Annotated in this window: 21 protein-coding genes; 11 read left to right on the top strand and 10 right to left on the bottom strand. The window is 71.8% G+C overall.

All coding sequences use genetic code 11. The features are described 5' to 3' along the window. Positions 1 to 5 precede the first annotated feature (5 nt). Genes YWY_RS0101745 through YWY_RS0101715 form a run of 7 tightly spaced genes read right to left on the bottom strand, consistent with a single transcriptional unit; the run spans position 6 to position 11,660 of the window. Positions 6 to 2,045: a heparinase II/III family protein gene (locus tag YWY_RS0101745; protein ID WP_028846223.1), complete on the bottom strand. Its 2,040-nt coding sequence runs from the start codon at positions 2,043 to 2,045 to the stop codon at positions 6 to 8. After that, entirely contained in the window at positions 2,042 to 4,237 is a 2,196-nt protein-coding gene (locus YWY_RS0101740) for a bi-domain-containing oxidoreductase (RefSeq protein WP_028846222.1), read from the bottom strand. The genes YWY_RS0101745 and YWY_RS0101740 overlap by 4 nt, the downstream gene beginning before the upstream one ends. Next, positions 4,234 to 6,165: an asparagine synthase (glutamine-hydrolyzing) gene (gene asnB, locus YWY_RS0101735; protein WP_028846221.1), complete on the bottom strand. Its 1,932-nt coding sequence runs from the start codon at positions 6,163 to 6,165 to the stop codon at positions 4,234 to 4,236. The genes YWY_RS0101740 and asnB overlap by 4 nt, the downstream gene beginning before the upstream one ends. A gap of 8 nt (positions 6,166 to 6,173) precedes the next feature. After that, positions 6,174 to 7,370, bottom strand: coding sequence for a glycosyltransferase family 4 protein (locus tag YWY_RS19675; RefSeq protein WP_038044304.1), 1,197 nt, complete (start codon positions 7,368 to 7,370; stop codon positions 6,174 to 6,176). Further along, positions 7,367 to 8,698 (bottom strand): nucleotide sugar dehydrogenase, encoded by a 1,332-nt coding sequence (locus tag YWY_RS0101725; RefSeq protein WP_028846220.1) that lies wholly within the window; start codon positions 8,696 to 8,698, stop codon positions 7,367 to 7,369. Before YWY_RS0101725 ends, YWY_RS19675 begins: the two co-directional genes overlap by 4 nt. Next, positions 8,695 to 10,260, bottom strand: a complete 1,566-nt coding sequence (locus YWY_RS19670) for a Wzz/FepE/Etk N-terminal domain-containing protein (RefSeq protein ID WP_051309482.1) — start codon at positions 10,258 to 10,260, stop codon at positions 8,695 to 8,697. The genes YWY_RS0101725 and YWY_RS19670 overlap by 4 nt, the downstream gene beginning before the upstream one ends. Beyond that, positions 10,257 to 11,660, bottom strand: a complete 1,404-nt coding sequence (locus YWY_RS0101715; RefSeq protein ID WP_028846219.1) for a YveK family protein — start codon at positions 11,658 to 11,660, stop codon at positions 10,257 to 10,259. The genes YWY_RS19670 and YWY_RS0101715 overlap by 4 nt, the downstream gene beginning before the upstream one ends. A gap of 273 nt (positions 11,661 to 11,933) precedes the next feature. On the opposite strand from YWY_RS0101715, the gene pgsA reads away from it, so the two are divergent. The 4 genes from pgsA to YWY_RS0101695 are packed head-to-tail and all read left to right on the top strand — an operon-like array spanning position 11,934 to position 15,134. Further along, on the top strand, positions 11,934 to 12,545 hold the full coding sequence (gene pgsA, locus YWY_RS0101710) for a phosphatidylinositol phosphate synthase (RefSeq protein ID WP_028846218.1): 612 nt from the start codon (positions 11,934 to 11,936) through the stop codon (positions 12,543 to 12,545). Next, entirely contained in the window at positions 12,542 to 13,474 is a 933-nt protein-coding gene (locus tag YWY_RS0101705) for a phosphatidylinositol mannoside acyltransferase (protein WP_028846217.1), read from the top strand. The genes pgsA and YWY_RS0101705 overlap by 4 nt, the downstream gene beginning before the upstream one ends. Beyond that, positions 13,471 to 14,643 (top strand): glycosyltransferase family 4 protein, encoded by a 1,173-nt coding sequence (locus tag YWY_RS0101700; protein ID WP_028846216.1) that lies wholly within the window; start codon positions 13,471 to 13,473, stop codon positions 14,641 to 14,643. Before YWY_RS0101705 ends, YWY_RS0101700 begins: the two co-directional genes overlap by 4 nt. 17 nt (positions 14,644 to 14,660) lie before the next feature. Then, positions 14,661 to 15,134 (top strand): LemA family protein, encoded by a 474-nt coding sequence (locus YWY_RS0101695; protein WP_169725204.1) that lies wholly within the window; start codon positions 14,661 to 14,663, stop codon positions 15,132 to 15,134. 170 nt (positions 15,135 to 15,304) lie between these two features. On the opposite strand, the gene YWY_RS0101690 is transcribed toward YWY_RS0101695, so the two are convergent. Then, a complete protein-coding gene (locus YWY_RS0101690; RefSeq protein ID WP_028846214.1) occupies positions 15,305 to 17,443 on the bottom strand; it encodes an elongation factor G-like protein EF-G2 in 2,139 nt (712 codons plus the stop codon). A gap of 261 nt (positions 17,444 to 17,704) precedes the next feature. On the opposite strand from YWY_RS0101690, the gene pdxS reads away from it, so the two are divergent. Next, on the top strand, positions 17,705 to 18,553 hold the full coding sequence (pdxS, locus tag YWY_RS0101685) for a pyridoxal 5'-phosphate synthase lyase subunit PdxS (RefSeq protein WP_245566520.1): 849 nt from the start codon (positions 17,705 to 17,707) through the stop codon (positions 18,551 to 18,553). 114 nt (positions 18,554 to 18,667) lie between these two features. Here pdxS and YWY_RS19665 read toward each other — a convergent pair whose 3' ends face one another. Further along, on the bottom strand, positions 18,668 to 18,874 hold the full coding sequence (locus tag YWY_RS19665) for a hypothetical protein (RefSeq protein WP_038044229.1): 207 nt from the start codon (positions 18,872 to 18,874) through the stop codon (positions 18,668 to 18,670). Next, positions 18,867 to 19,421, bottom strand: coding sequence for a helix-turn-helix domain-containing protein (locus YWY_RS0101675; RefSeq protein ID WP_028846212.1), 555 nt, complete (start codon positions 19,419 to 19,421; stop codon positions 18,867 to 18,869). Before YWY_RS0101675 ends, YWY_RS19665 begins: the two co-directional genes overlap by 8 nt. A 76-nt stretch (positions 19,422 to 19,497) precedes the next feature. Here YWY_RS0101675 and YWY_RS19660 point away from each other — a divergent pair, with 76 nt between their 5' ends. The 6 genes from YWY_RS19660 to YWY_RS0101645 all read left to right on the top strand — a co-directional run bounded on the left by YWY_RS19660 (position 19,498) and on the right by YWY_RS0101645 (position 23,559). Beyond that, on the top strand, positions 19,498 to 20,190 hold the full coding sequence (locus YWY_RS19660; protein ID WP_051309480.1) for an AzlC family ABC transporter permease: 693 nt from the start codon (positions 19,498 to 19,500) through the stop codon (positions 20,188 to 20,190). Next, on the top strand, positions 20,187 to 20,513 hold the full coding sequence (locus YWY_RS0101665; protein ID WP_028846211.1) for an AzlD domain-containing protein: 327 nt from the start codon (positions 20,187 to 20,189) through the stop codon (positions 20,511 to 20,513). Before YWY_RS19660 ends, YWY_RS0101665 begins: the two co-directional genes overlap by 4 nt. A 65-nt stretch (positions 20,514 to 20,578) precedes the next feature. Continuing rightward, on the top strand, positions 20,579 to 21,202 hold the full coding sequence (gene pdxT, locus YWY_RS0101660) for a pyridoxal 5'-phosphate synthase glutaminase subunit PdxT (protein ID WP_028846210.1): 624 nt from the start codon (positions 20,579 to 20,581) through the stop codon (positions 21,200 to 21,202). 17 nt (positions 21,203 to 21,219) lie between these two features. Next, positions 21,220 to 21,969 (top strand): YebC/PmpR family DNA-binding transcriptional regulator, encoded by a 750-nt coding sequence (locus YWY_RS0101655; protein WP_028846209.1) that lies wholly within the window; start codon positions 21,220 to 21,222, stop codon positions 21,967 to 21,969. A 39-nt stretch (positions 21,970 to 22,008) separates the two neighbouring features. Further along, on the top strand, positions 22,009 to 22,878 hold the full coding sequence (locus YWY_RS24340) for a hypothetical protein (RefSeq protein ID WP_211227455.1): 870 nt from the start codon (positions 22,009 to 22,011) through the stop codon (positions 22,876 to 22,878). 111 nt (positions 22,879 to 22,989) lie between these two features. Further along, positions 22,990 to 23,559 (top strand): DUF4262 domain-containing protein, encoded by a 570-nt coding sequence (locus YWY_RS0101645; RefSeq protein ID WP_084608774.1) that lies wholly within the window; start codon positions 22,990 to 22,992, stop codon positions 23,557 to 23,559. Positions 23,560 to 23,639 lie beyond the last annotated feature (80 nt).

The raw sequence follows: 23,639 nt of genomic DNA, 5'->3' as shown, positions 1-23,639 counted from the left end.
CCAGGTCAACTGGTGAAGCGCAACAGCGTGGTGAACGTGGTGTGACCGCGGGCGCGGCCGACGCCGAGCAGGGTGGTGGCGGGTACACGCGTGCCGAAGCCTGCGGAATACCAGCCGAGCGGCGGATCGGTCTCGCCGCGATGCGCCGACCAGTGCAAGCCGGGGGGCAGCGCGAGGACGGCCGTGTGGCACGCACCGGGGATACGCCGGTGCGGCCAGCTCAGCCACGCGGTGTCCCCGATCAGCTCGGCGGTGATGAGCGGGCCGAGATGGAACGCGATGGTGCAGCGGCGCAGCGCGAACCCGCAGATCTCGTCGACCACGCGCAGTTGCCGGCACGCCTCGGACAGGTGCACGGTGCGCTTGTGCACCGCCGGGTGCTCGCCGTAGGCGTAGCCGTCGTGCGCGGCCTGCCAGAACCCGTGCTCGGGATCGGCCACCAGCACCGAGCTGCGGGCGTGCCGGGTCCACAGGAACGGCCCGCCGGAGACGGACTGGTCGGTGCCGTTGAGCTGCACGGTGTTGTGGCCGAGCGTGGAGCGGAAGTACGACCGCCAGGCGGGCCGGCCGTGGTAGCAGTAGGTGCCCGGGTCGGCCAGCACGTCGACGCCGTCGTGCCGCACCTCGATGGACAGCGCGTCGGCGTGGGCGTGCGCGGCGATGGACAGAAACCCGTGCGGGCCGCCGTCGCAGCGACACCAGATCTCGCCCAGCTCGCCGTGGTTGGTGGTCCGCAGCAGCGTCATGCCCGCGTCCGGGAAATGGTCCGGGCGGGTGGCGGGACGGGCAGATGGCCGAGTCGCCGGGTGCAGGCCAACACCCGGCGACTCGGCCGCACCTCCGGTGCGCACCGGACCCGCGGTGCGCCATGGTCGCGCCAGCGCCGCCAGCACGCTGGAGCGGACATCACCACCCGGAGGTTTCGGCCACCACGGCAGGCGCCCGAACAGGGCGTCGCCGGTGGCCAGCAGGGACGCCCAGCGGTCCGTGCCCGGGCCGTCGATGATCAGCCCGTGTCCGTCGTCGGCGTCGCCCTGGCGGGGCGGGCGGCCGGTGTCGTCGAGCATGGCCGCCACCGCGTCGGTCATCCTGATCAGCACGTCGTGGGTGCTGCCGGGCACGGTCACCCCGGCGCACTCGGCCTCGACGACCGCGGCCAGACCGAGTTCGAGCACCAGCGCGTGGTACTCGGTGGCCAGCTCCCGGTTGATGCCGGACGGGAACGTGTTGTTGCGCAGTTCGGTGTCCAGGGTGCGCAGCGCGCTGACCCGCCAGCGCGGCGACTCGGCGAACCAGCCGAACGCGCAGGCGGCGGACAGTTGCCCCGCGGCTTCGGCGATCACGTGGTTGTTGGCCGACGATCCGTGGCTGGAGAACGTGGCCAGCCAGCGCTGGTGCCAGTACAGCTGGCGACGGAACTCCGGGTTGTCCTCGAACAGCCTGCTCGCCGCGGGCCAGGCGTGCAGCAGCCGGCGGGTCCACACCCACGAGATCAGCCGGATGCCCAGCTCGATCCCGCTCACCCAGTGCACACCGCGCAGCGGGGGATTGGCCGCCCACCACGACCGCAGATGACGGGCGACCCGGGTGGCGTACCGTTCGTCGCCGGTGATGGCGTAGGCGGCGGCGAGCACGGTCAGGTGCTGGTGCCGGGACGGCTCCCAGATCTGCTTGATGTCGCCGACGGCGTCCTCGTCCCGGTACGGGATGTCGAACGCGTAGGTGACCGGCGCGTTCCGTCCCGTGCGCGGGTCGTGGTGCCAGTCGGGGTTGGCGAAGTCGGTGCGTTCCACGCCGAAGAACTCGGCCCGGCCCGCCATCAGCCGGTCTGCGGCGGCCAGCAGGGCGTCGACGGCGTCCGCGGGTGCGGCTTCCCACCAGTCCGCGGGCGGCGGTGCGGTGAATCGTGGCAGGTGCACCGTGTGCGGCACGGCGGCGGTGTCGGCGTGCCGCCACCGGCGGATCTCGACCGCGGTCGCCGTTCGGTGGGCGACTTCTCGCGGGCTCATGGCGGTCAGGCGGCGGAGGTACCAGGCGATGTTCATGACGGCGCTCCGTTCGGGCTGAGCGGGATCGGCGCGCCGCTGGCCAGGCTGTCGAACACGGCCAGCGTGGCGAGGGTGGTCGCGGTCAGCGACGACAGCGGAACCGGCATCGGGGAGCCGGAGCGCACGGCCTCGACGAACGCCGCGAGTTCGGCGGCCTGGCCCTTGTCGCGTCCGCGCGGCAGTCGGCCGGCCGCGCCCGCCCAGCGGCGGCCGCGGTAGACGCGAGCGCGCACGAAGTCGTCGAAGCGCAGGACCTTGCCGTCGGCGATCAGGTCGATCGTTTCCTTCGCGAACGACGCGTGCCCGGAGCCGGTGTAGGTGATCACCGCCGTCGATCCGTCCGGGTAGCGCAGCGTCGCCTGCACGTCCTCGTGCCCGCGGGTGGCCGAGGCGTAGACCGACACCGGGTCGGCGTCGAGCAGCCAGCTCACCGTGTCGACGAAGTGCCCGCCTTCCCCGGCGAACCGGCTGCCCTCGGTGTCTTTGCGGCGATACCAGCTGGACGACTCGAGCGGGCCGGCGTTGACCAGGTAGCGCACGGTCGCCGGGCCCACCCGCTGCCCGAACCGCTGCTTGGCCTCCACCAGCAGCGGAGCGAACCGGCGGTTGAACCCGACCTGCAGCCGGTCGTTGCCCGACTCGGCCACCGCGGCCAGCACCTTCTCCAGCTCCTGCTCGGACAGCGCAAGCGGCTTCTCCACGAACACCGCCTTGCCTGCCAGCAGGGCCCGGCGGGTCAGCTCGGCGTGCGAACTGTGCCTGGTCACCACGAACACCGCGTCGATCGTGTCGTCGCCGAGCACGGCGTCCAGATCGGTGGACGCCGCGGCGAAGCCGAACTTCCGGCGGGCGTTGGCCGCCGACAACGCGGACGTGGTCACCACGTGGACCAGCTGCACGTCCTCGCGGTCCGCCAAGTGCGGCAGCAGCATCGACGATGCGTAGTTGCCCGCGCCGACGAAGGCGACGCGCAGCGGCCCCCGGATCGGCGTCGCGGCCTGCGGCGGCGAAGCCGCTGCGGACAGCGCCTGCGGTGCGGCCGGAACCGCTGCGGGCTCGGGCCGCGCGCTGGGGTAGGCGAACAGGACACCCACACCGCCGAGCTCACCGCTGTGCAACCGCTCGTAGGTTTCCACGGCGGAGTCGAACGGCGCGATGTGCGCAATCAGCGCGGACACGTCGACCCGGCCGCGGTGCACCAGGTCGAGGAAGCACTCGAGGTTGCGGCGTTCGGTCCACCGCACGTAGCCGATGGGGTAGTCGTGGCCGTCCAGCTCGTAGCCCGGGTCGTACCGGCCGGGCCCGTACGAGCGGGAGAACCGCACGTCGAGCTCCTTTTCGTAGTAGGCGTTCCACGGCAGGTCCAGGCGGCACTTGCCGATGTCGACCACCACCGCGCGATCCCGGCTGAGCCGGGCCGCCAGCTCGACCGGCTGGTTGGTGGACCCGCCGGCGGCCAGGTACACCTGGTCCACCCCGGCGCCGCCGGTGAGCGCGGCGACCGCGCCGTCGACCTCCTCGGAGCCGGGCGCCCCGCACGCCAGCGCGCCGTGCTCGCGGGCCAGCTCGCAGCGCTGCGCGTCCGGGTCGACGCCGATCACCCGCACCCCTGCCGCGTCCAGCAGCTGCACGACCAGCTGGCCGATCAGCCCCAGCCCGATGACCAGTGCGGTTTCACCGAGGGCCGGCTCGCCGCGCCGCACGCCCTGCAGCGCGATCGCGCCGACCGTGGCGAACGCGGCGTGCCGGGGATCGACTCCGTCCGGCACCCTGGCGTAGAGGTTCTTCGGCACCCAGTTCAGTTCCGCGTGCACCGCATGGTCGTTGCCCGCGCACGCGACCAGGTCGCCGACCGCTACGTCGTCGACGCCCGCTCCGACCTGCTCGACCACCCCGCACAGCGAGTAGCCCAGCGGCGTGAGCGAGTCGAGCTTGCCCATCGCCTTGCGGTAGGTCGCGGCCAGCCCGTTGGTGGCCACGCTCTGCACCACCTTGGCCACCTGGTCCGGGCGCGCCTTGGCCTTGCCCAACAGCGACATGCCCGCCTCGGACACCTTCATCAGCTCGGTGCCGGTGGAGATCAGCGAGAACGCCGTGCGCACCAGCACCCCGCCCGGCTTCACCGCGGGCCGCGGCACGTCGATCAGCCGCAGCTGGCCGGACTTGTAGTTCTGCACGATCTGTTTCACGCGATCTCCTTCCACGGCCGGTGACCGGCCGTCGGGTGCTCGGTGGCGCGGCGGAACCAGTACTCCAGGGCCAGCACGTGCCACAGGTGCTTGCTGCGGTCCTGACGGCCGGCGGCGTCCTCGTCGGCCAGCAGCTGCAAGGCGTCCCGGCGCAGCAACCCGGAGCCGACCAAGGCGCCGTCGTGCACCACCTCGCGCAGCACCGGCGCCAGATCGCGGCTCATCCAGGCGCGCAGGGGAGCGGAGAACAGGCCTTTCGGGCGGTAGACGATCTCCCGCGGCAGCACCGCTTCGGCGGCCTTCTTGAGCGCGAGCTTGCCGTGGCGGCCCGCGACCTTGCGGTTGCCGGGCAGCGCGAACGCCGCCCGCACCACGTCGACGTCGACGAACGGGACCCGCACCTCGGTCGACGCGGCCATGCTGGCCCGGTCGGTGTAGGCCAGGTTCAGCCCCGGCAGGAACAACCGCGCGTCGGCCAGGCACATGCGGTTGACGAAGTCGTCCAGCGCCTGGTCGTGATAGACGTCGGCGTGCTCGGTGAGCACGTCGTCCACCGCGCTCGCCAGGTCGGGGTGGACCAGCCGCAGCAGCTCCGCCCGGTCGTACATCGTGTAGCTGCGGCGGAACGCCGTTTCCTCCGGCAGTTCGGCGAACGACAGGAAGCGTTTGGCGAAGCGCACCGACCGGTAGCCGCGCCGGGAGCTGGCCACCGGCAGCCTGGCCACCGTGGCCGAGACCGGTGTGCGCACGGCGCGCGGCAGCCGCTGGTACCGCACCGCCAAGGTGTTCGCCAGGTGCTTGCGGTAGCCGCCGAACAGCTCGTCGGCACCCATGCCGGACAACATCACCTTCACGCCTGCGGCGCGCGCCGCCTGGCAGATCAGGTACGTGTTGATGGCCGCGGGATCGCCGATCGGCTCGTCCAGGTGGTACGCCATGGCCGGCAGCAGCGACAGCACGTCCGGGGCGATCTCGATCTCGCGCAGGTCGACCCCGAACTTTTCGGCGACCACCCTGGCGTAGCGCAGGTCGTCCGGCATGGCCTCGAACTTGGCGTCGGCGGCGCGGAAGCCGATCGTGTACGCGGCCATCCCGCCCAGGTGCTGCGCCGCCAGCGCGGTGACGTAGCTGGAGTCGAGGCCGCCGGAGAGGAACGAGGCGACCTCGACGTCGGCGAGCAAGTGGCGCCGGGTGGACTCCGCGATCACCTCGTGCAGGTCCGGGGGCTCGGCGTGGGCGGCTTCCTCGGCCACCTCGCGCAGCGAGTAGTACCGCGCATGCCGCACCTCGCCGTCCGGCCGGATGGTCAGCCAGGTGCCCGGCGGCAGCTTCTCGACCTCGCGATACACGCACCTGCCGTCCGGCACCCAGTAGTACAGCAGCGACGCCACCAGTGCGGTCTGGTCGATCTCCAGCTGGTCGCCCAGCTCACCGGCCAGCGCCTTCAGTTCCGAGGCGAACAGCAGCCGCTCCCCGCGCCGCAGGTAGAACAGCGGTTTGATGCCCAGCTGGTCACGGGCCAGGGTCAGTTCACCGGTGCGCTCGTCGAACACCGCGAACGCGAACATCCCCCGTAGCCTGGGCAAGCACGCCGGACCCCACCGCCGCCACGCCTGAAGCAGGACTTCGGTGTCCGACGTCCCGCGGAAGCGCACCCCGGCGGCCTGCAGTTCGGCGCGCAGATCCGGCGCGTTGTAGATCTCGCCGTTGTAGGTCAGCGCCAGGCCGTCGGCCACCATCGGCTGGGCGCCTGCGTCGGTCAGGTCCAGGATGGCCAGCCTGCGGTGCCCCAGGTGCACCTCACCCGCCGCGGTGCGATGGCTGTACCGGCCGGACCCGTCCGGCCCGCGGTGGGCGACGGCGGTGGTCATCCGGTCGGTGACCGGCCCGCCGCCCGGCCACCCGTAGCTTCCGGCAATACCGCACATCGGTGCTCCTAGCTGCCCAGCAGGCGGTCGTAGACACCGACATAGGCGGGAATCTGGTGGCGCCAGGCGAGCACGTCCTCCACCCGGCGGCGGCCGAGCGCGGCCATCTGCTTGCGCCGCACCTCGTCGTCCAGCAGCCACACGATGACGTCGGCGTACTCGGCGACATCGTTCGCAGTGGCGTAGGCGGCCGCGTCGCCGGCGGACACCCGCGTCTCGACCAGGTCGAACGCCACCACCGGCAGCTCGAACGCCATGTACTCCATGGTTTTGTTCATCGTCGAGACGTCGTTGAGCGGATTGCGCGGGTCCGGGGACAGCCCGATGTCCGCGGTGGACAACAGCGCCGCCACCTCCGCGTCCGGGACACGGCCGGTGAAGTGGACGTACGGTTCCAGCCGCAGCTCCTTGGCCAGCGCGCGCAGCTCCGGCCCGGCATCGCCGTCCCCGACGAGGGTCAGGCCGATGTCGGTCCGCCCCCGGTCGTGCACGATGTGCGCCATCGCGCGCAGCGCCAAGTCGACGCCGTCCTGCGGGCCCATCACGCCCAGGTAGGCCAGCAGGTGGGCGAAGCTTCGGCGCAGCCCGGGCTGCGCCTCGCCGCGCCGCATGCGGTCCGGGTCCGGGCCGGTGCGCACCACGGTGACGTCGGACGGCTTCTTCCGGCCGCGTGTGACGGCGACCCGCTTGTAGGAGTCGTTCGTGGCGATGACCCGTGACGACAGCCGGTAGGTCATGCGTTCGGCGAGCAGCAGGGCCCGGTAAGGCAGCGCCGCCCGGGTGCCGAACCGGGACTCGTACAGCTCGGGGCACAGGTCGTGCTGGTCGAAGACCAGCTTCACCCCGCGCACCAGGAACGGCAGCGCCGCCACGAACAGCACGTCCGGCGGGTTGCACAGCTGGATCGCGGCGAACCTCCGCCGCCGGTAGGCCCGGACGAGCCCGAGGAACGTGGCCACGATCGAGTAGGTGTACTCGGCCAGGAACATGATTTGGCGGGTGATCGGCGGGAACGCCCGGTACTTGAACAGGTGCACGCCGTCCAGCTGCTGGTAGGAGGGATCGCCCTTGGCCTTCGGGCACACCACCGACACCTCGTATCCGGCGTCGCGCAGCGCCTGGCACTCCAGCCAGACCCGGCGGTCGAACGGCACCGGCAGGTTCTGCACCACGATGCAGACGTGCCGGCCGCGGGCGGCGCTCACCACCCCACCCCCTGGTAGCCGGCGAGCCGTTCCACCTCGGCGCCGAGCCTGCCGTTGAGGTCGAGCACGACCGGTGGCTCGGCCCGCCGCAGGGCGGCCAGCGCCTCGGGGTTCGCGGTGGAGACCACGACCACGTGGGAGCCGCGGATCGCGTCCTCGGCCCGGTCGTGGAGCACCCGGCCCAGGTGCGGCAGACGCTCGGTGACGTACCGCAGGTTCGACCCGGTCAGCCGCGACATGGTGACCACCGGGTCGTGCACCCGGACGTCGAGGCCCTTGCCGATGAGGATCTCCGCCAGCGCCACGTTGGGGCTTTCCCGCAGGTCGTCGGTGTCGTGCTTGAAGGAAAGGCCGAGCAGCGTCACCTGCCTGCTGCCGCCGCCTTCCTCCACGGCGTGCAGCACCCGGTCCGCGACGTCCCGGATGTGCATCTCGTTGGAGGCCAGCGACGCCTGCAGCAGGGGCAGGTCGACGAAGCTGGTCCGGCCCAGGTACAGCAGGCTGCGCAGGTCCTTGGGCAGGCACGACCCGCCGAACGCGAACCCGGGCCGCAGGTAGGCGGGGGAGATGTTCAGCTGCCGGTCCTGCACGAACACGTCCATGACCTGGCGCGAGTCGATGTCCAGGATCCGGTACAGCCGGGCGAGCTCGTTGGCGAACGACACCTTGAGCGCGTGGAAGCTGTTGCATGCGTACTTCAGGCTCTCCGCGGCGCGGGTGCTCACTTCGTGCACCGAGCACGCCTCGCCGAGGAAGGCGAACAGTCTGCGCACCACCGCGGCCGCCTCCGGTGTCCCGCCGATGACCAGGAACGGCGGGTGGAAGAAGTCGGAGACGCTGGTGCCCTCCCGGAGGAACTCGGGGACCATCGCCACCTGCAGGTCGTCGCCGACCCGGCGGCCGGACCGGCGCTCCAGCAGCGGCACGATGGCCTCGTCCACCGTTCCGGGCGGCACCGTGGACCGGATGATCACGGTGTGCGGCCGATCCTGGTCGACCAGCGCCGCCCCGATGTCACCGACGACCCGCAGCACCGAGCTGAGGTCGGTGCTGCCGTTCGGTGCCGACGGCGTGCCGACGCAGACGATGGACACGTCCGACTCGCGGACGTTGTCACCGACCGTGCGGGTGGCGTGCAGCGCGCCGGAGCGCACCGCTTCGGTCAGCAGCTCGGGCAGGTCCGGCTCGACCACCGGCGGGATGCCCGCGTTGACGTCGGCGACCTTGCCTTCGTCGGTGTCGATGCCGACGACGTGGTGTCCACGGGCGGCCAGACATGTGGCAGTGACCGTCCCGACGTAACCGAGTCCGAAGAGTGTGACGTTCACGTGACCTCCTGGTGCGCTGATGCCGTGCTGGCCGGGGCGGGCAGCGCGCCGGGGTCCTGGGCGCGGATGCCGGTCGTGATGTCCGAAGCCGCCCGGTGCTCCACCGGGGCGGTCGCGCCGCGGCGTCCGCGCAGCGCGGTGTGCAGGGCGTCCCACAGCGTTCCGTCGGTGCGGTCCCTGGGGTCCGGGTCGATCAGCACCACGCCGATCACCGCGATGCCTGCGTCGGCGAGCTGCCGGGCGACGGTGTGCAGCCACTCGGCCGGCGCCCAGCCTGCGCGGACCACCAGGACGGCTTCCGAGCCGAGGCGGGGCAGATCGGTCCACGCCGTGCCCGGGCGGACCGAGCCGACACCGACGACGTGGCCGGGGGCGTCGCCCGGTGCGTGCGGCCACTCGTGCGACGGCCAGTCCGCGCCGTCGGTGACCCGCACGAGGTCCGGGTCGTCGTCGGCCGGTTCCAGGGCGGACCGGTCGGCAAGGTCATTGATCAGGACCACGGGCGTGCCGTCGGCGGCGAGATCCGCGGCGATGTCCTTGGCGAGCGCGGCGGCGGCTTCCTCGGCACCGAGCTCCAGCACCGCGATCCGGCCCGGTGGGCCGCTCACGGTGCGGGCCAGTGTCGCCGCCACGCGGCGTCGGTCCTGGTCGCGGCTGCTGCGGCGGAAGAGCCGCGGGAGCCGGCGACGCGGCGACAGCTGGGCGATGACGGACGCACCGAGGTGGGCGGTGATCTCCCGGCGCAGTACCGGGCGGTCCTGCACGACGGTGGCGACCGCCGCCAGCCCCAGGCCGAGCACCAGGCCGAGCCCGAGCCCCACCAGCACCATGATCCCGCCGGCCACCAGCGGCGACTGGGGGAGCAGGCGGGGTGCGTCGACGACCTTGGTGCCCGCGATGATGCGGCCGGTACCGGCGCCCGCGGTCTCCGCTTGCGCGATCAGCTCCTGGACTTTGGCCTCGAGCGTGCCCTTGCGGCTGAACAACGACGACTGCCTGGTCGTCGAGGCCGGGTCGGTGGCGTCGGACAGTGCCGCGATCTGCTGGTTGACCGTGTTCAGCTGTTGCTCGGCCCGCCGCTGGCGATCCTGGATCTCGCGCACCGCCGCCTGGCTGGACGCCCGCACCCTGCGGGCGTGGTCGGCGATGAACACGCTGCTCAACGCGTCCGCGCGGGCCAGGGCCTGCTCGCCGGTGCCTGCTTCTACGGTGATCTCCATGACGTTGTTGGACAGCGGCGCGCCGCGGTAGTCCTCGACGAAGTCGTCCGGCTTGTCGGTCGCGCCGACCTTGTCCAGCGCCTGCCCGGCGATGCGCACCGTCTGCAGCAGCGCGATGTCGGTGGCGATCAGCGCCCCGCCGTCGTTGGGCTGGTCGTCCTCGTGCAGCACCAGCACCTTGACGGATGCGGTCGGCTGCGGCGGGGCGACGACGGCCACCGCGATGCCGGCCAGCAGGCCGAGCGCCACCATGGGCAGCCAGAGCCGTTTGCGCCACCGGATCCCGGCGATCAGCCGCTGCAGGTCGACGAGCGGTTCGGCGTAGGTGCGTGCGCTCGTCATGAGGCCCCCACGAGTTCGTGGCCGGCGGCGGCGTCCGTCCGGTCGTCCGGCGGTCGTCCGGCGGCCCTGACCGGCCGGGCCACCACGACCCCGGCGAGCCGGTGCCCGGTGTCCCGGCAGGCTTCGGCGAGTGCGACCAGCTCCCAGTCGGTCCGCCTGCCCGCCGAGGTGATCAGCAGGGCCCCGGACACGCTGTGGTCCTCCGGGACGTCCGGCTGCCGTGCGGACACCTCGGCCAGCCGCAGCGTGGGCCGCTGGGCGACCGGGGGATGAGACAGCCCGATCGCCTCGGTGCTGTGCCCGTTGCCCGCCACCACGGCGTCATGTGCCTCGGCGATCAGCCGTTGCGCCACCGCCCTGGCGTCGGGGTCGTCGTCGGCGATCACCACAAGCAGGCGCAGCGGCACGCCCTGCCCGGTGCGGAGCTTGGCCAGGATGCGCTGGTAGCGCCCGGGCCCGGTGACCTCGCCGTCCGGGGTCTGCCATGGGCGGTCGGTGCCGAGCAGCCTGGCGAGCCTGCGTCGGGAGGACGAGCCGTTCGCGCGGTGCTCGTGGTGCTCGTCGACGGTCACTTCGCCGACGGGCCTGGCGCCGAACGCCGACGCGATCGTGGTGGCGTCGCGCACCCTGCGGTCGGCGCGCGCCGCGATCAGATGTGCGGCGACGCCGATCAGGAACCCGGCAAGGGCCCCGGCCGCGGTCAGCTGCCAGGCACTCGGCGGCGCCGGTGAGCTGGGCACCTCGGCGGGCTCGACGATGACGGCGTTGGTGGCGGTGCCTGCCGCCTTGGCCTCCTCGAGTTCTTCGACCGCCCCGGTCAGCGCGTTGCGCACCTGCTCGAGCTCGGTCCGTACGTCCACCTCTTCCGACGTGAGCTGGTTCGAGGTCAGCTCGCGGTGCAGGGCGGTGAGCTTGCGCAGCGAGTCGCGCACCTCCACCTGCAGTGCGTTCCGCTGCTCGGCGATCACCTGCGCGGCTGCGTTCGCCGGGCTGCTGGCCAGCTGGCTGGAGTAGCTGACGAACTCCTTGGCCACCTGGTCGGCCAGCGCCTGGGCGCGGCGGGGGTCGTCGTCGGTGGCCCTGATCTCGATGACGTTGCCCTCGACGACCTCGGCGGTCACGTCGTCCCGCAGCTCGCGGACCGGATCGTCCCAGCGCAGCGCCGCCGCGGCACGCTCGAGCACGGTGGAGCTGACCGCGATCTGCGACTCGGTCAGCATCTCGTCCGCCTCCCGCGAACCCTGCATCAGCACCTGGCTGCTCGCCTGGTAGCCGGGCGAGATCACCAGGGAGACCAGGTAGCCGAGCAGCGCACCGAGCACCGCGGCGGCGACGAGGACGCGCCAGCGCCTGCGGATGACCTGCCCGACGACGGACAGCCGTACGACATCGTCATTCACCGCACGAGATCCCCTCTGCGTGCTGCGACGCTCGCCGATGGGAGAACCCCGCAGCGAGCTTGGCCTGTGTAAACGCCATTCGCGCAGATCGGGGTGTTGGTTACGATGTCAGCTGGTTGTCTGTCTTATCCGGTATGTCGGTAACGTTCGCGGCGGCGGAGGCGAAGAAGGCCCCGGCTCACCTGCGGTCGCGATCAGGGCGGCGCGGACGCGCCGGAAGCAGCCGTCGGAGCCTGCGGCCGTGGCGAACCCCACGTCGCTAGGCTGTCAGTGATGTTGAACGTCTTCGCTCGTGCGTCGGTGTCCCGTGTGCTCGACCCGATCGGTGCGATGCTGGTGCGGGTCGGGCTGACCCCGAACGCCATGACGGTGATCGGCGCCGTCGGGGTCATCGCGTGCTCGCTGTCGTTCTTCCCCAACGGCTTGCTGCTGTGGGGGACGTTCACGGTATGGGCCTTCGCCATGCTCGACCTGCTGGACGGTGCCATGGCCAGGGCGTCCGGGCGCAGCACCCCGTTCGGCGCGGTGCTGGACGCCACCTGTGACCGGCTGGCCGACGGTGCCCTGTTCGGCTCGATCACCTGGTGGTGCATCGCCAGCGGCGAGCACCGTGCGGCCGCGGCAGGCCTGGTCGTGCTGGTGCTTGCGCAGGTGATCTCCTACATCAAGGCGCGCGCGGAGGCCTCCGGGCTGTCCGCCGACGGCGGCCTGGTGGAGCGGGCCGAGCGGCTCATCGTCGCCCTGCTGGGCACGGGGCTGCAGGGCCTCGGCGTGGCGCACGCGATCGAGGTGTCGCTGTGGCTGCTGGCTGCGCTGTCGGTGCTGACCCTGGCGCAGCGGATGTGGTCGGCGATCGTGGCCGCGCGGGAGGTGCGATCGCCATGAGCAAGCTCACCGCGAAGGTGACCGACCTCGGGTTCGCCCTTGGCTGGTGGCTCACCCCACTGGTGCCCGCAGGCATGGCGCGCACCGTGTTCAACGTGGCAGGTGAGTTCGCAGCGGCCCGAGGCATGAACCGACGCGGTGGCGTGGCGCAACTGCGCCGCAACTTGCAGCGCGTGGTGCCCCAGGCGGGCTCCGCCGAGCTGGACGAGCTGACCCGGCAGGCGATGAAGTCCTACGCCCGCTACTGGCGGGAGGTCTTCCAGCTGCCGTCGTGGAACCGGGGCGAGGTGGCCGACCGGCACGTGGTGGAGGGCAGGGAGAACCTGGACGCCGCGCTGGCCGAGGGCAACGGTGTGGTGGTGGCGATGCCGCACACCGGCAACTGGGACGCCGCGGCGGTGTGGATTGTGCACTACTACCGCACGTTCACCACGGTGGCCGAACGGCTCCGACCCGAGTCGCTGTACCAGCGGTTCCTGCGGTTCCGGGAAGGTCTCGGCATGGAGGTGTTCCCGCTGACCGGTGACGGCCCGGTGGCGCCGCGGCTCACCGCGCGGCTGCGGGAGAACCGGATCGTGGTGCTGCTGGCGGACCGGGACCTGACCGGCAACGGCATCGAGGTGACCCTGTTCGGCGAGAAGACCACGATGCCCGCGGGTCCGGCGTACCTGGCGGCCCGTACCGGGGCGGCGCTGCTGCCGATGAGCACTTGGTTCACCGACGACGGCTGGGCGCTGCGCTTCCACCCGCCGGTGCGAGTGGCCAGCGTCCGGGAAGCGCCGTCGGCGACTCAGCAACTGGCCGACACGTTCGCCGGTGCCATCGCGGCCCACCCGCAGGACTGGCACATGCTGCAACCGCTGTGGCTGAGCGACCGGCCGGGCGGTGGGCAGCGGCAGGCGGAGACGGACCAAGCGGATGCCCGGTGAGTGACCAGCGACGGACCAAGCTCAAGATCGGCATCGTCTGCCCGTACTCGTTCGCGGTGCCGGGCGGAGTGCAGAACCACGTCGCCGACCTGGCCAAGGCGTTGCTGGCGCGCGGGCACGAGGTGTCCGTGCTCGCCCCGGCGGCCGCCGACGCGGAACTGCCGCACTTCGTCCAGCAATCCGGGCGCGCGGTCGGCGTTCCGTTCAACGGGTCGGTGGCCAGGCTCCAGTTCGGCCCGGTGGCGTATGCGCGGGTCCGCCGGTGGATCAGGGAGAACGCCTTCGACGTGCTGCACCTGCACGAGCCGGTGGTGCCCAGCCTGTCGATGCTGGCGCTGAAGGTCGCCGACGGGCCGATCGTGGCCACGTTCCACATGTCGACCAGCCGGTCCCGCACCATGCTCGGCTTCCGCCCGGTGCTGCGGCCGCTGTTCGAGAAGATCACCGCCCGGATCGCGGTGTCCGAGCTGGCCCGCAGGGTGCAGGTGGAGCACCTGGGCGGCAACGCGGTGGAGATCCCCAACGGAGTCGACGTCCCGTTCTACGCGGGGGCCGAGCCGCTGGACGGGTACCCGCGCCCGGAGCCGACGATCGCGTTCGTCGGCCGCTACAACGAGCCGCGCAAGGGCATGCCGGTACTGCTGGAGGCACTGCGGCTGCTCACCGCGCGGCTGCCGGACGTGCGCCTGCTGGTGGTCGGCCGCGGCGAGGAGGACGAGCTACGGGAGTCAGCCGGGCCGGACCTGTCGTCCCGCATCGACATGCTCGGCCAGGTCGACGACGCGACCAAGGCCAGGGCGCTGCGCAGCGCCCATGTGTACTGTGCGCCCAACCTGGGCGGCGAAAGCTTCGGCATGATCCTCACCGAGGCCATGGCGGCGGGCACGCCGGTGGTCGCCAGCGCGCTGGATTCGTTCCGGCGTGTCCTGGACGACGGCGCGGCCGGGGTGCTGGTGCCGGTCGGTGACCCGGTGGCCCTGGCGGACGGGTTGTACACGGTGCTCAGTGATCGCCGGCGGGCCGCCGAGCTGTCGGCCGCCGGGTCCAAGCTGGTGTGGCAGTACGACTGGTCGACGGTATGCGACCAGATCCTGCGCGTCTACGAAACCGCCGTCGCCGCCGACCCGCGGCGCGTCGCGGAAGTGCCGGTGCGGCGGGAGGTGCGGTGACCGGGCTCGACCAGACCGTGCTGATCGTCGTGGGCGTGGCGGCCCTGCTGTTGCTCGCGCTGCTGGTCACCACCGCGAACCGGCTGGACCGCCTGCACATCCGCACCGACGCCGCGTGGGCGGCGCTGGATGCGGCGTTGGCCCGCCGGGCGGTGGTCGCACGGGCAGTCGCCAGCACGCTGGCGGACGCCGAAGAGCTGCGAGCGGCCGCGTACGCCGCGGAGTCGGCGCCGCGGCGGGAACGGGAAGCGGCGGAGAACCGGCTGACCCGGCTGCTCGCCGACGTCGACCGCGGAGCGCTGCCGGAGGGCATCGCGGCCGAGCTCGCCGACGCCGAGCAGCGAGTGGTGATCGCCCGCCGCGTCTACAACGACGCGGTGCGCGACACGCTGAGCTTGCGCCGCCGCCGGAAGGTGCGCTACTTCCGGCTGGCCGGGTCGGCGCCTGCCCCGGAGTACTTCGAGATCGCCGAGCCGGACATCGCCACGTAGCGTGCCCGAGGCCCGGCTGGCCGTCGACGTTCGGCCACCGGCCGGAGCTGGCTGATCGCTTTTCCGGCCACCCCGGCAGGCGGGCACCACCGCCCGGCGGCGCGGCCCGCACCATCGTCCGGCGACGGGGCCCGCACGGCCGTCCCGCAGGCGGTTCGTACCGCCGTCCGCTAGTGCGCCGAGGCGAACGCCCCCTGTGGTACCGGCTCGTAGCGGGCGAACTTCCGGGTGAACGTCGCCGTTCCGGACGTCAGCGACCGCAGGTCGATGGCGTACCTGACCAGTTCCACCGCGGGTACCTGGGCTTTGACCACCGTGTGGCCGTTGTCCGCCGACTCGGTGCCCATCACCCGGCCGCGCCGCGACGACAGGTCACCCAGGACCGCTCCGAGGTATTCGTCCGGCAACGTGATCTCGACGTCGTCCAACGGTTCCAGCGGTACGACGTTGCCCGCGGCGGCAGCCTCCTTGACGGCCAGTGCCCCGGCCGTCTGGAACGCCGCATCCGACGAGTCCACGCTGTGCGCCTTCCCATCGACCAGCGTCACCCGGACGTCCACCACGGGGTAGGGATCGTCGGTGACGCCTTTGGCCAGCTGGGCCCGCACCCCCTTCTCCACGCTCGGGATGAACTGGTGGGGGATTGCGCCGCCGACGATCTTGTCGACGAACTCGAACCCGGATCCGCGTGGCAGCGGCTCGACGTCGATCTCGCAGATGGCGTACTGGCCGTGCCCGCCGGACTGCTTGACGTGCCGCCCGCGGCCGTGCGCCTTGCTGGTGAACGTGGCCCGCATCGGGATCCTGACGTCCTCGGTTTCCACCTCGGTGCCGCCCGCGCGCAGCCGGGACAGCGCGACGTCGGCGTGCGCTTCGCCCATGCACCACAACACCAGCTGGTTGGTCTCGGCGTTGCGTTCCAGCCGCAATGTGGGGTCGCCGGCCACCAGGCGGGAGAGGTTGCGCGCCAGCGCGTCCTCGTCCGACCGGTTCTTGGCGACCACGGCGATCGGCAGCAGGGGCTCCGGCATGGCCCACGGCTTCATCAGCAGCGGCTCGCGCGGATCGGAGATGGTGTCCCCGGTCTCGGCCGAGCCCAGCTTGGTGAGCGCGCACAGGTCGCCGGCCACGCAGTACGGCACTTCGTTCAGCTGCGCGCCCAGCGGGGAGTAGATGTGGGCGACCCGCTCGTCGGTGTCGTGGTCGGCGTGCCCGCGCTCGGCCATCCCGTGTCCGGACACGTGCACCGGGCGCTCCGGCCGGAGGGTGCCGGAGAAGACCCGCACCAGGGACACGCGGCCGACGTAAGCGTCCGCGGTGGTGCGGACGACTTCGGCGGCCAACGGGCCGGCCGGGTCGGCGGTCAGCTCTGCGTGTTCTTTGCCGTCCACAGTGGTCACCGGCGGCACCGGACGCTCCTGCGGCGAGGGGAAGCCCTTGGTGACGACTTCGAGCACTTCGGCCAGTCCCACCCCGGTGAACGCGCAGGCGGGCACGACCGGGTGGAACGACCCGCGGGCCAGGGCGGTCTCCAGGTCGTTGATCAGCGTCTCCACCGCGATCTCTTCGCCCGCCAGGTAGCGGTCCATCAACGTCTCGTCTTCCGACTGCTCGATGATGCCCTCGATGAGCTGGTTGCGGGCCTCGGTGAAGCGGCCCCGATCGGCTTCCGGCACGTCGCCGATCCGTGGCGCCGGTCCCGCGGAGTAGTCGATGAGCCGCTGGGTGATCAGGCCGAGCAGCGCCTGGGCGCCGACCGGCAGGTACAGCGGCTGCACACCGGCACCGAACGCGGACTGGCACGCGGCGAGCTCGCCCATGGCGTCCGCTCGTGGGTGGTCGAGCCGGGAGATCACCACGGCGCGGGGCATGCCGACTTCGGCGCATTCCCGCCACAACGCCGCGGTGGCCTCGTCGACCCCGTCGGCGGCGCACACCACGAACAGCGCGGCGTCGGCCGCGCGCAGGCCTGCGCGCAGTTCGCCGAGGAAGTCCAGATAGCCCGGGGTGTCGATGAGATTGACCTTGATGCCCTCGTGCACGAGCGGAGCCAGGGCCAGCGCGACGGAGCGCTGCTGCCGGACCGCGACCGGGTCGTGGTCGCACACCGTGGTGCCTTCGGTGATGCTGCCCGCCCGGGAGATCGTGCCGGTGTGCGCCAGCAGGGCTTCCACCAACGTGGTCTTGCCCGACCCGGACGGTCCGACCACCGCGACGTTGCGCACAGCCGTGGGGGAGTCGACCACCAGCGACGCGGCGCCGGCCTTGCCGTTGTGCCTGCCGCTGGAGTGGGTATGTCTGTCAGCCATGGCGGCCTCCTACCTGGCGCGATGCGAGCTGTCGGGTGTGTCTCCGATCACACACCCCGGCCGCCCGGGGTGCAAGGGGCCGGATGAAGTGGCCTGCCGAAACAGCTCGCCACTGGCCCGCCCGAAGGGGCCACAACGGCCGTACCATCGGAACGTATCCCCCGGAAGAGAGAAAGGCGTGAAGCGTTGACCGCTGAGCAGACCTCGACCGCTGGACAGCAGCCGAACTCCGAGACCGGCACGCCGCGGGTCAAGCGTGGCATGGCCGAGATGCTCAAGGGCGGCGTGATCATGGACGTGGTCACTCCCGAGCAGGCCAAGATCGCCGAGGACGCCGGGGCGGTCGCCGTGATGGCGCTGGAGCGCGTGCCTGCCGACATCCGGGCGCAGGGCGGGGTGGCCAGGATGTCCGACCCGGACCTGATCGAGCGGATCATCGACGCGGTGTCGATCCCGGTGATGGCCAAGGCGCGCATCGGGCACTTCGTCGAGGCCCAGGTGCTGCAGGCGCTCGGCGTGGACTTCATCGACGAGTCGGAAGTGCTCACTCCCGCCGACTACGAGCACCACATCGACAAGTGGCAGTTCACCGTGCCGTTCGTGTGCGGTGCGACCAACCTGGGGGAGGCGCTGCGCCGCATCGCCGAGGGCGCGGCCATGATCCGGTCCAAGGGCGAGGCGGGCACCGGGGACGTGTCCAACGCCACCACGCACATGCGCCGGATCCGCTCCGAGATCCGCAGGCTGACCTCGCTGCCCGAGGACGAGCTGTACGTCGCCGCCAAGGAGCTGCAGGCGCCGTACGAGCTGGTCAAGGAGGTGGCGCAGACCGGAAAGCTGCCGGTGGTGCTGTTCACCGCGGGTGGCATCGCCACCCCGGCGGACGCGGCGATGATGATGCAGTTGGGCGCGGAAGGCGTGTTCGTCGGCTCCGGCATCTTCAAGTCGGGCGACCCGGCCGCGCGCGCCGCGGCGATCGTCAAGGCGACCACGTTCTACGACGACCCGGACGTGATCGCCAAGGTGTCCCGCGGGCTGGGCGAGGCCATGGTCGGCATCAACGTGGAAGAGGTGCCGCAGCCGCATCGGCTGGCCGAACGCGGCTGGTGATCGTGGCGGGTGACGGCCCCGGCGCGCGGCGCTGGGGCCGCTCGGCGCACCCGGGACCGCACCGGGTCGCTGCGGGCTTCTCAGGCCGAGCGGCCCGGTCCGCGGACCTGGCGATCACCAGAATTCGGCAGGCAGCTTGCTTTCGATGTCGCGGACGTGCTCGCGGGCGCACCGGTCGCACAGCCACTGCGGCTGAGCCCCGGAGCGGTCGCACACCCAGCTGAGCGCTTCCAGCGGGTCGGCGTCCGTTCGCGCTCGCCCGCAGGTGCGGCAGCGGGCGCCCGTGTCGTCGCCCGGGGTGGGCTTCGCCGCGTCAGACATGCTCGGACACCAGGACGGCCGTGGTTCCGGGCTCGATCGCCTCGAACACGTGGGGCAGGTCGCCGGGGTAGGCGATGTAGTCACCGGGCTCGAGCTCGACCGGATCGTCCAGCAGTCCGATCCTGGCCCGGCCCGAACACAGCACGACGTGCTCGACGACGCCCGGCATGTGCGGATCCGACTCCCGGGCCGATCCGGGCTCGGCCGAGATGAAGTACAGGTCACGGCGGGCGCCCGGCGGGCACGCGGACAGCACCGTCGCCACGTAGTCGGCGCGCTCCGAGGCGACCGTGGGTCCTTCGCCGCGCCGCAACAGCTGCACGGTCGGCCGCGGCGGGTCGACCAGGCGCGCGAACGGCACGTCGAGCGCCACCGACAGCGCCCACAGAGTCTCCACGCTGGGATTGCCGGTGGCCGACTCCAGCTGGGACAACGTCGACTTGGCGATCCCGGCCCGCTTGGCCAGCTCGGACAGGGACAACCCGGCGCGTTCGCGCTCGCGGCGCAACGAGCGGGCGATCGCGGCCAGCGGTGGGGCGGACTTCACGTCGGACACTTGGTTCGCTCCATCGGTCAATCGTTCGCCTTGACGAACACTCCGGTATTCGTTCATTATAGAAGTCATGCGTTCGATATGGCGATCGCTCGATCCGGGGCTGGCCCGCGACATCGCGCTGGTCCTGGCCGCCGACACACTCGTCGGCGTGTCGTTCGGGGCGATCACGGTGAGCGCGGGCCTCCCGTTCTGGCTGCCCATGGTGTTGTCCGTGGTGGTCTTCGCCGGTGCCGCGCAGTTCATCTTCGTCGGCATGGTCGCCTCCGGCGGCAACCCGGTAGCGGCGGTGCTCGCCGGGCTGCTGGTCAATGCGCGGCACTTACCGTTCGGCTTCGCGGTGGCCGACACGCTGGGCACGGGGTGGCGCCGGCTGGTGGGCGCCCACCTGATCATCGACGAGTCGGTGGCCTTTGCGCTCGCGCAGCCGAGCCCGGACCAGCGGAAACGGGCCTTCTGGGTCACCGGGGTGAGCCTGTTCGTGTGCTGGAACCTCGGCGTGGTCGCAGGCGCTGCCGCGGGCACGGCCATCACCGACACCGACGCGCTCGGCCTGGACGCGGCATTCCCCGCCGTGCTGTTGGCACTGGTGCTGCCGTCGCTGCGGGACCGGCATGCCCGGCGCGCCGCGATCGCCGGCGCGGTCGTCGCACTGGCCACCACGCCTTTCCTGCCCGCGGGACTGCCGGTACTGCTCGCTCTGGCCGGGGTCGCCGTCGCCGAGGTCTCGCGGGGCCGTGAGCGCTTGCCGGAGTCGTCATGACCGCGACGGCGACGACCCTGCTGGTGTCCGCCCTGGTGCTCGGGCTCGGCACGTACGGGTGCCGTGTCGTCGGTCCGCTGCTGCGCGACCGGTTCTCGCTCTCGCCGCGCGTCGAACGCCTGATGGTGACCGCCACGGTGGTGCTGCTCGCGGCTCTGGTGGCCACCGCGGCGTTCGTCGAGGGGAAGGCGTTCGCCGGGTGGGCCCGGCCCGCCGGGGTGCTGGTCGGTGCCGTGCTGGCGATTCGGAAAGCCCCGTTCGTGGTGGTGGTGCTGGCCGCCGCCGCCACTGCGGCGCTGCTGCGGCTCGCCGGCGTTCCCTGACCCGGTCACCGGTGCGGGGCGCCGGACAACTACGCTGGTAGAGGCCGTTCAGGAAGGTTTCGCCGTTGACCACGAACAAGCCGCACGTCGGTGTTCTTGCCCTGCAAGGTGACGTCCGCGAACACCTCACGGCATTGGAGTCGGCAGGCGCGCGGGTCAGCGCGGTACGCCGGGTGTCCGAACTCGAGGCCGTCGACGGGCTGGTGATCCCCGGTGGCGAGTCCACCACCATGTCCCGGCTGCTCGACGTGTTCGGCCTGCTCGAGCCCTTGCGTGCCAGGCTGGCCGGCGGGATGCCCGCCTACGGGTCGTGCGCAGGCATGATCCTGCTGGCCGACAAGGTGCTGGACGGCAGGCCGGACCAACACCAGCTGGGCGCCGTGGACATGCTGGTCCGCCGGAACGCGTTCGGCAGGCAGGTCGATTCGTTCGAGGCCGACCTGGACTTCGCCGGGTTAGCCGAGCCGCTGCACGCCGTCTTCATCCGGGCACCGTGGGTCGAGTCGGTCGGGGCGGACGTCGAGGTGCTGGCCACGGTTCCGGACACCCCGGCTGCGGGACCCGCCGCGGGTAAAATCGTCGCGGTTCGGCAGAAGGCGGTGCTGGCGACCGCTTTCCACCCGGAAATCACCGGGGATCTGCGGGTGCACGAGCTGTTCGTCGGCATGGTGTCCGCCGCACGAGCGTAGGGAAGAGACGAGGAGAAATGGCCGGACACTCCAAGTGGGCGACGACCAAGCACAAGAAGGCCGCGCTGGACGCCAAACGAGGCAAGCTGTTCGCGCGGCTGATCAAGAACATCGAGGTGGCCGCGCGTACCGGCGGCGGTGACCCGGACGCCAACCCGACGCTGTACGACGCGATCCTCAAGGCGACCAAGAACTCCGTCCCGAAGGACAACATCGAGCGGGCCCGCAGGCGCGGAGCGGGCGAGGAGGCGGGCGGCTCCGACTGGCAGCCGGTGACCTACGAGGGCTACGCGCCCAACGGCGTCGCGGTGCTGATCGAGTGCCTGACCGACAACAAGAACCGCGCGGCGTCCGAGGTGCGCACCGCGCTGACCCGCAACGGCGGCTCGCTGGCCGATCCCGGCTCGGTCTCCTACCTGTTCAACCGCAAGGGCGTCGTGGTGGTGCCCAAGGGCGACCTGACCGAGGACGACGTGCTGATGGCGGTGCTGGACGCCGGCGCGGAAGAGGTCAACGACCTGGGCGAGAGCTTCCAGATCATCAGCGAGGCGACCGACCTGGTGGCGGTCCGCGACGCGGTGCGGGCGGCGGGCATGGAGTACGAGTCCGCCGACGTCAGCTGGATCCCCTCGGTCACCGTTCCGCTGGACGCCGAAGGCGCTCGCAAGGTCTTCAAGCTGATCGAGGCGCTCGAGGACTCCGACGACGTACAGAACGTTTACGCCAATTTCGACGTTTCCGACGAAGTGCTGGCCGAGGTCGGTTAGGCTGCACCCCGCAGTGAAGGGGGTTCGATGCAGCCTGGGATGCAGCCTGGCCTGAGTGGTGTTCAGCCGCCGCAAGCGCAGCCGTTTTCGCCGCAGCCGGCACCGCCGGTCACCAGGATTCGTCCGGGTGTCCTGCTCGGCGTCACCCTGTGGCGGCTGCTGATCGTCGCCTTCGCGCTCATCGGCGTCATCGCGGCGGTGCAGCAGGACGGCAACCCGTGGCCCGGTCTGAGCCTGCAGGCCAGCCTGTTCACCGCGATCGTCTACGGCGTGCTGATGCTGTGGCCGCTGTTCACGCTCGGTCGCAGCCACGAACCCCCGTCGGCGTGGATTCGCGGCGGCACCGCAGTGCTGTTGCTGCTGGTCATGTCGGTGTACATGACGCTGCTGGACGGCGACCTGAGCGAAACCTGGTCGCTGTTCGAGCACCTGCTGACGCCGCTGGTGGTGTTCGCCGACGCGTGCTTCGTCGGCGCGAGCGCGGCGCGGATGAAGTGGTGGTTCCCGTTCACCTGGGTGTCGCTGCCACTGGCCTACCTCATCTACTACATCGCCGACGACCTGAAGATGTACGGCGGCATGCTCCGGCCGGACAGCGACAAGTTCTTCGTCTACGTGCCGGTGCTGCTGGTGGTCACCATCGCGCTCGGATTCGTGGTGTTCGGGCTGGGCAAACTGCGCGGCCTCGTTGCGACGTCGGCTGTCACGCCCGGTGGCGGGCAGGCCCCCTTCGGTGGTCCCGCTCCCCAGCACTGGGGGACGGCGCCCCAGCCCGGCATGCCGCCGGCGGGACCGCAGCCCCCGGCCGGTCGTCCCGCTCCGCAGGGCGGGCAGCCGTACCCACCGCAACCGGTGCCGCCGTCGGGCGGTTTCCCGGGCCCGCAGCACTCGCCCGGCGGTCCGCGGTGACGTGATCCCGGCCGGGCGTGCTGCCGTCGGGCGGCTGGGCTGAGCCGTTCGGCGCAGGCGCCGCGGGAATGCCCGGCGGGCCTGTGCCGGTCACGATACGGATACGGCAAGATGTCCGCTGTGACGACCGACTCCTACGCCGACGCTTCTCGTACCCCGAGGCCCGCGCCGCGCCGGGCGCCCGCCTCGCCCGTGGACGCCGTCCTGAGCCCGGAAGAAGCAGAGCTTAAGGAGTGGATGCTCGAACAGGCGCAGACCCGCGGCAACGCGGTGATCTCGGTGCAGCCGGGCGACGGGGTCGGCAACTTCGAGTTCACCGCGGGGGCGTGGCGGACCCACGGGGTGGCCGAGGCCGTGGTGATCGGCCTGCCCAGGCCGATGGGCACGGTGCTGCTGGACGCCTACGTCGACCGGGCGGCGACCGGCGAGCAGTTCCGCATCGGCGTGCCGTACGAGGACTTCTTCGACGGGGTCCCGGTGCTGTTCCAGAAGGTCGCCGAGCGGTACTACCCGCAGTACTTCGGGTCGGCGTTCCTGCTGTACCCGATGGGTGACTTCCCCGCGCTGCAGATCGTCGTGCCGACGCCGCAGGGGCAGTGGCCGTGGAGCCCGGACGCCCCGCCGGGATTCCGCCGCTGGCAGCCGGTGCTCACCGACACCGGGCAGCCGGACCTGGCCTGACGCGGCGCGTCGCCGGCCGGGTGCGCGGCCGGTGGCGGTAGCCTGCGTGTCGAACGGATGTTCGTCGGCTCGGAGGGACG

The organism is Thermocrispum agreste DSM 44070 (assembly GCF_000427905.1).
Taxonomy (GTDB): Bacteria; Actinomycetota; Actinomycetes; order Mycobacteriales; family Pseudonocardiaceae; genus Thermocrispum; species Thermocrispum agreste.
The sequence above is the reverse complement of the archived record's forward strand: the minus strand, read 5'-3'. Positions and strand labels throughout refer to the sequence as shown.

Excerpts from the sequence above, each read along its gene's own strand:
- YWY_RS0101745 (WP_028846223.1), bottom strand. The coding sequence starts at position 2,045 with ATGAACATCGCCTGGTACCTCCGCCGCCTGACCGCCATGAGCCCGCGA.
- asnB (WP_028846221.1), bottom strand. The coding sequence starts at position 6,165 with ATGTGCGGTATTGCCGGAAGCTACGGGTGGCCGGGCGGCGGGCCGGTC.
- YWY_RS19670 (WP_051309482.1), bottom strand. The coding sequence starts at position 10,260 with ATGACGAGCGCACGCACCTACGCCGAACCGCTCGTCGACCTGCAGCGG.
- pgsA (WP_028846218.1), top strand. The coding sequence starts at position 11,934 with ATGTTGAACGTCTTCGCTCGTGCGTCGGTGTCCCGTGTGCTCGACCCG.
- YWY_RS0101705 (WP_028846217.1), top strand. The coding sequence starts at position 12,542 with ATGAGCAAGCTCACCGCGAAGGTGACCGACCTCGGGTTCGCCCTTGGC.
- YWY_RS0101690 (WP_028846214.1), bottom strand. The coding sequence starts at position 17,443 with ATGGCTGACAGACATACCCACTCCAGCGGCAGGCACAACGGCAAGGCC.
- pdxS (WP_245566520.1), top strand. The coding sequence starts at position 17,705 with ATGGCCGAGATGCTCAAGGGCGGCGTGATCATGGACGTGGTCACTCCC.
- YWY_RS19665 (WP_038044229.1), bottom strand. The coding sequence starts at position 18,874 with ATGTCTGACGCGGCGAAGCCCACCCCGGGCGACGACACGGGCGCCCGC.
- YWY_RS19660 (WP_051309480.1), top strand. The coding sequence starts at position 19,498 with ATGCGTTCGATATGGCGATCGCTCGATCCGGGGCTGGCCCGCGACATC.
- YWY_RS0101665 (WP_028846211.1), top strand. The coding sequence starts at position 20,187 with ATGACCGCGACGGCGACGACCCTGCTGGTGTCCGCCCTGGTGCTCGGG.
- YWY_RS0101655 (WP_028846209.1), top strand. The coding sequence starts at position 21,220 with ATGGCCGGACACTCCAAGTGGGCGACGACCAAGCACAAGAAGGCCGCG.
- YWY_RS24340 (WP_211227455.1), top strand. The coding sequence starts at position 22,009 with ATGCAGCCTGGCCTGAGTGGTGTTCAGCCGCCGCAAGCGCAGCCGTTT.
- YWY_RS0101645 (WP_084608774.1), top strand. The coding sequence starts at position 22,990 with ATGTCCGCTGTGACGACCGACTCCTACGCCGACGCTTCTCGTACCCCG.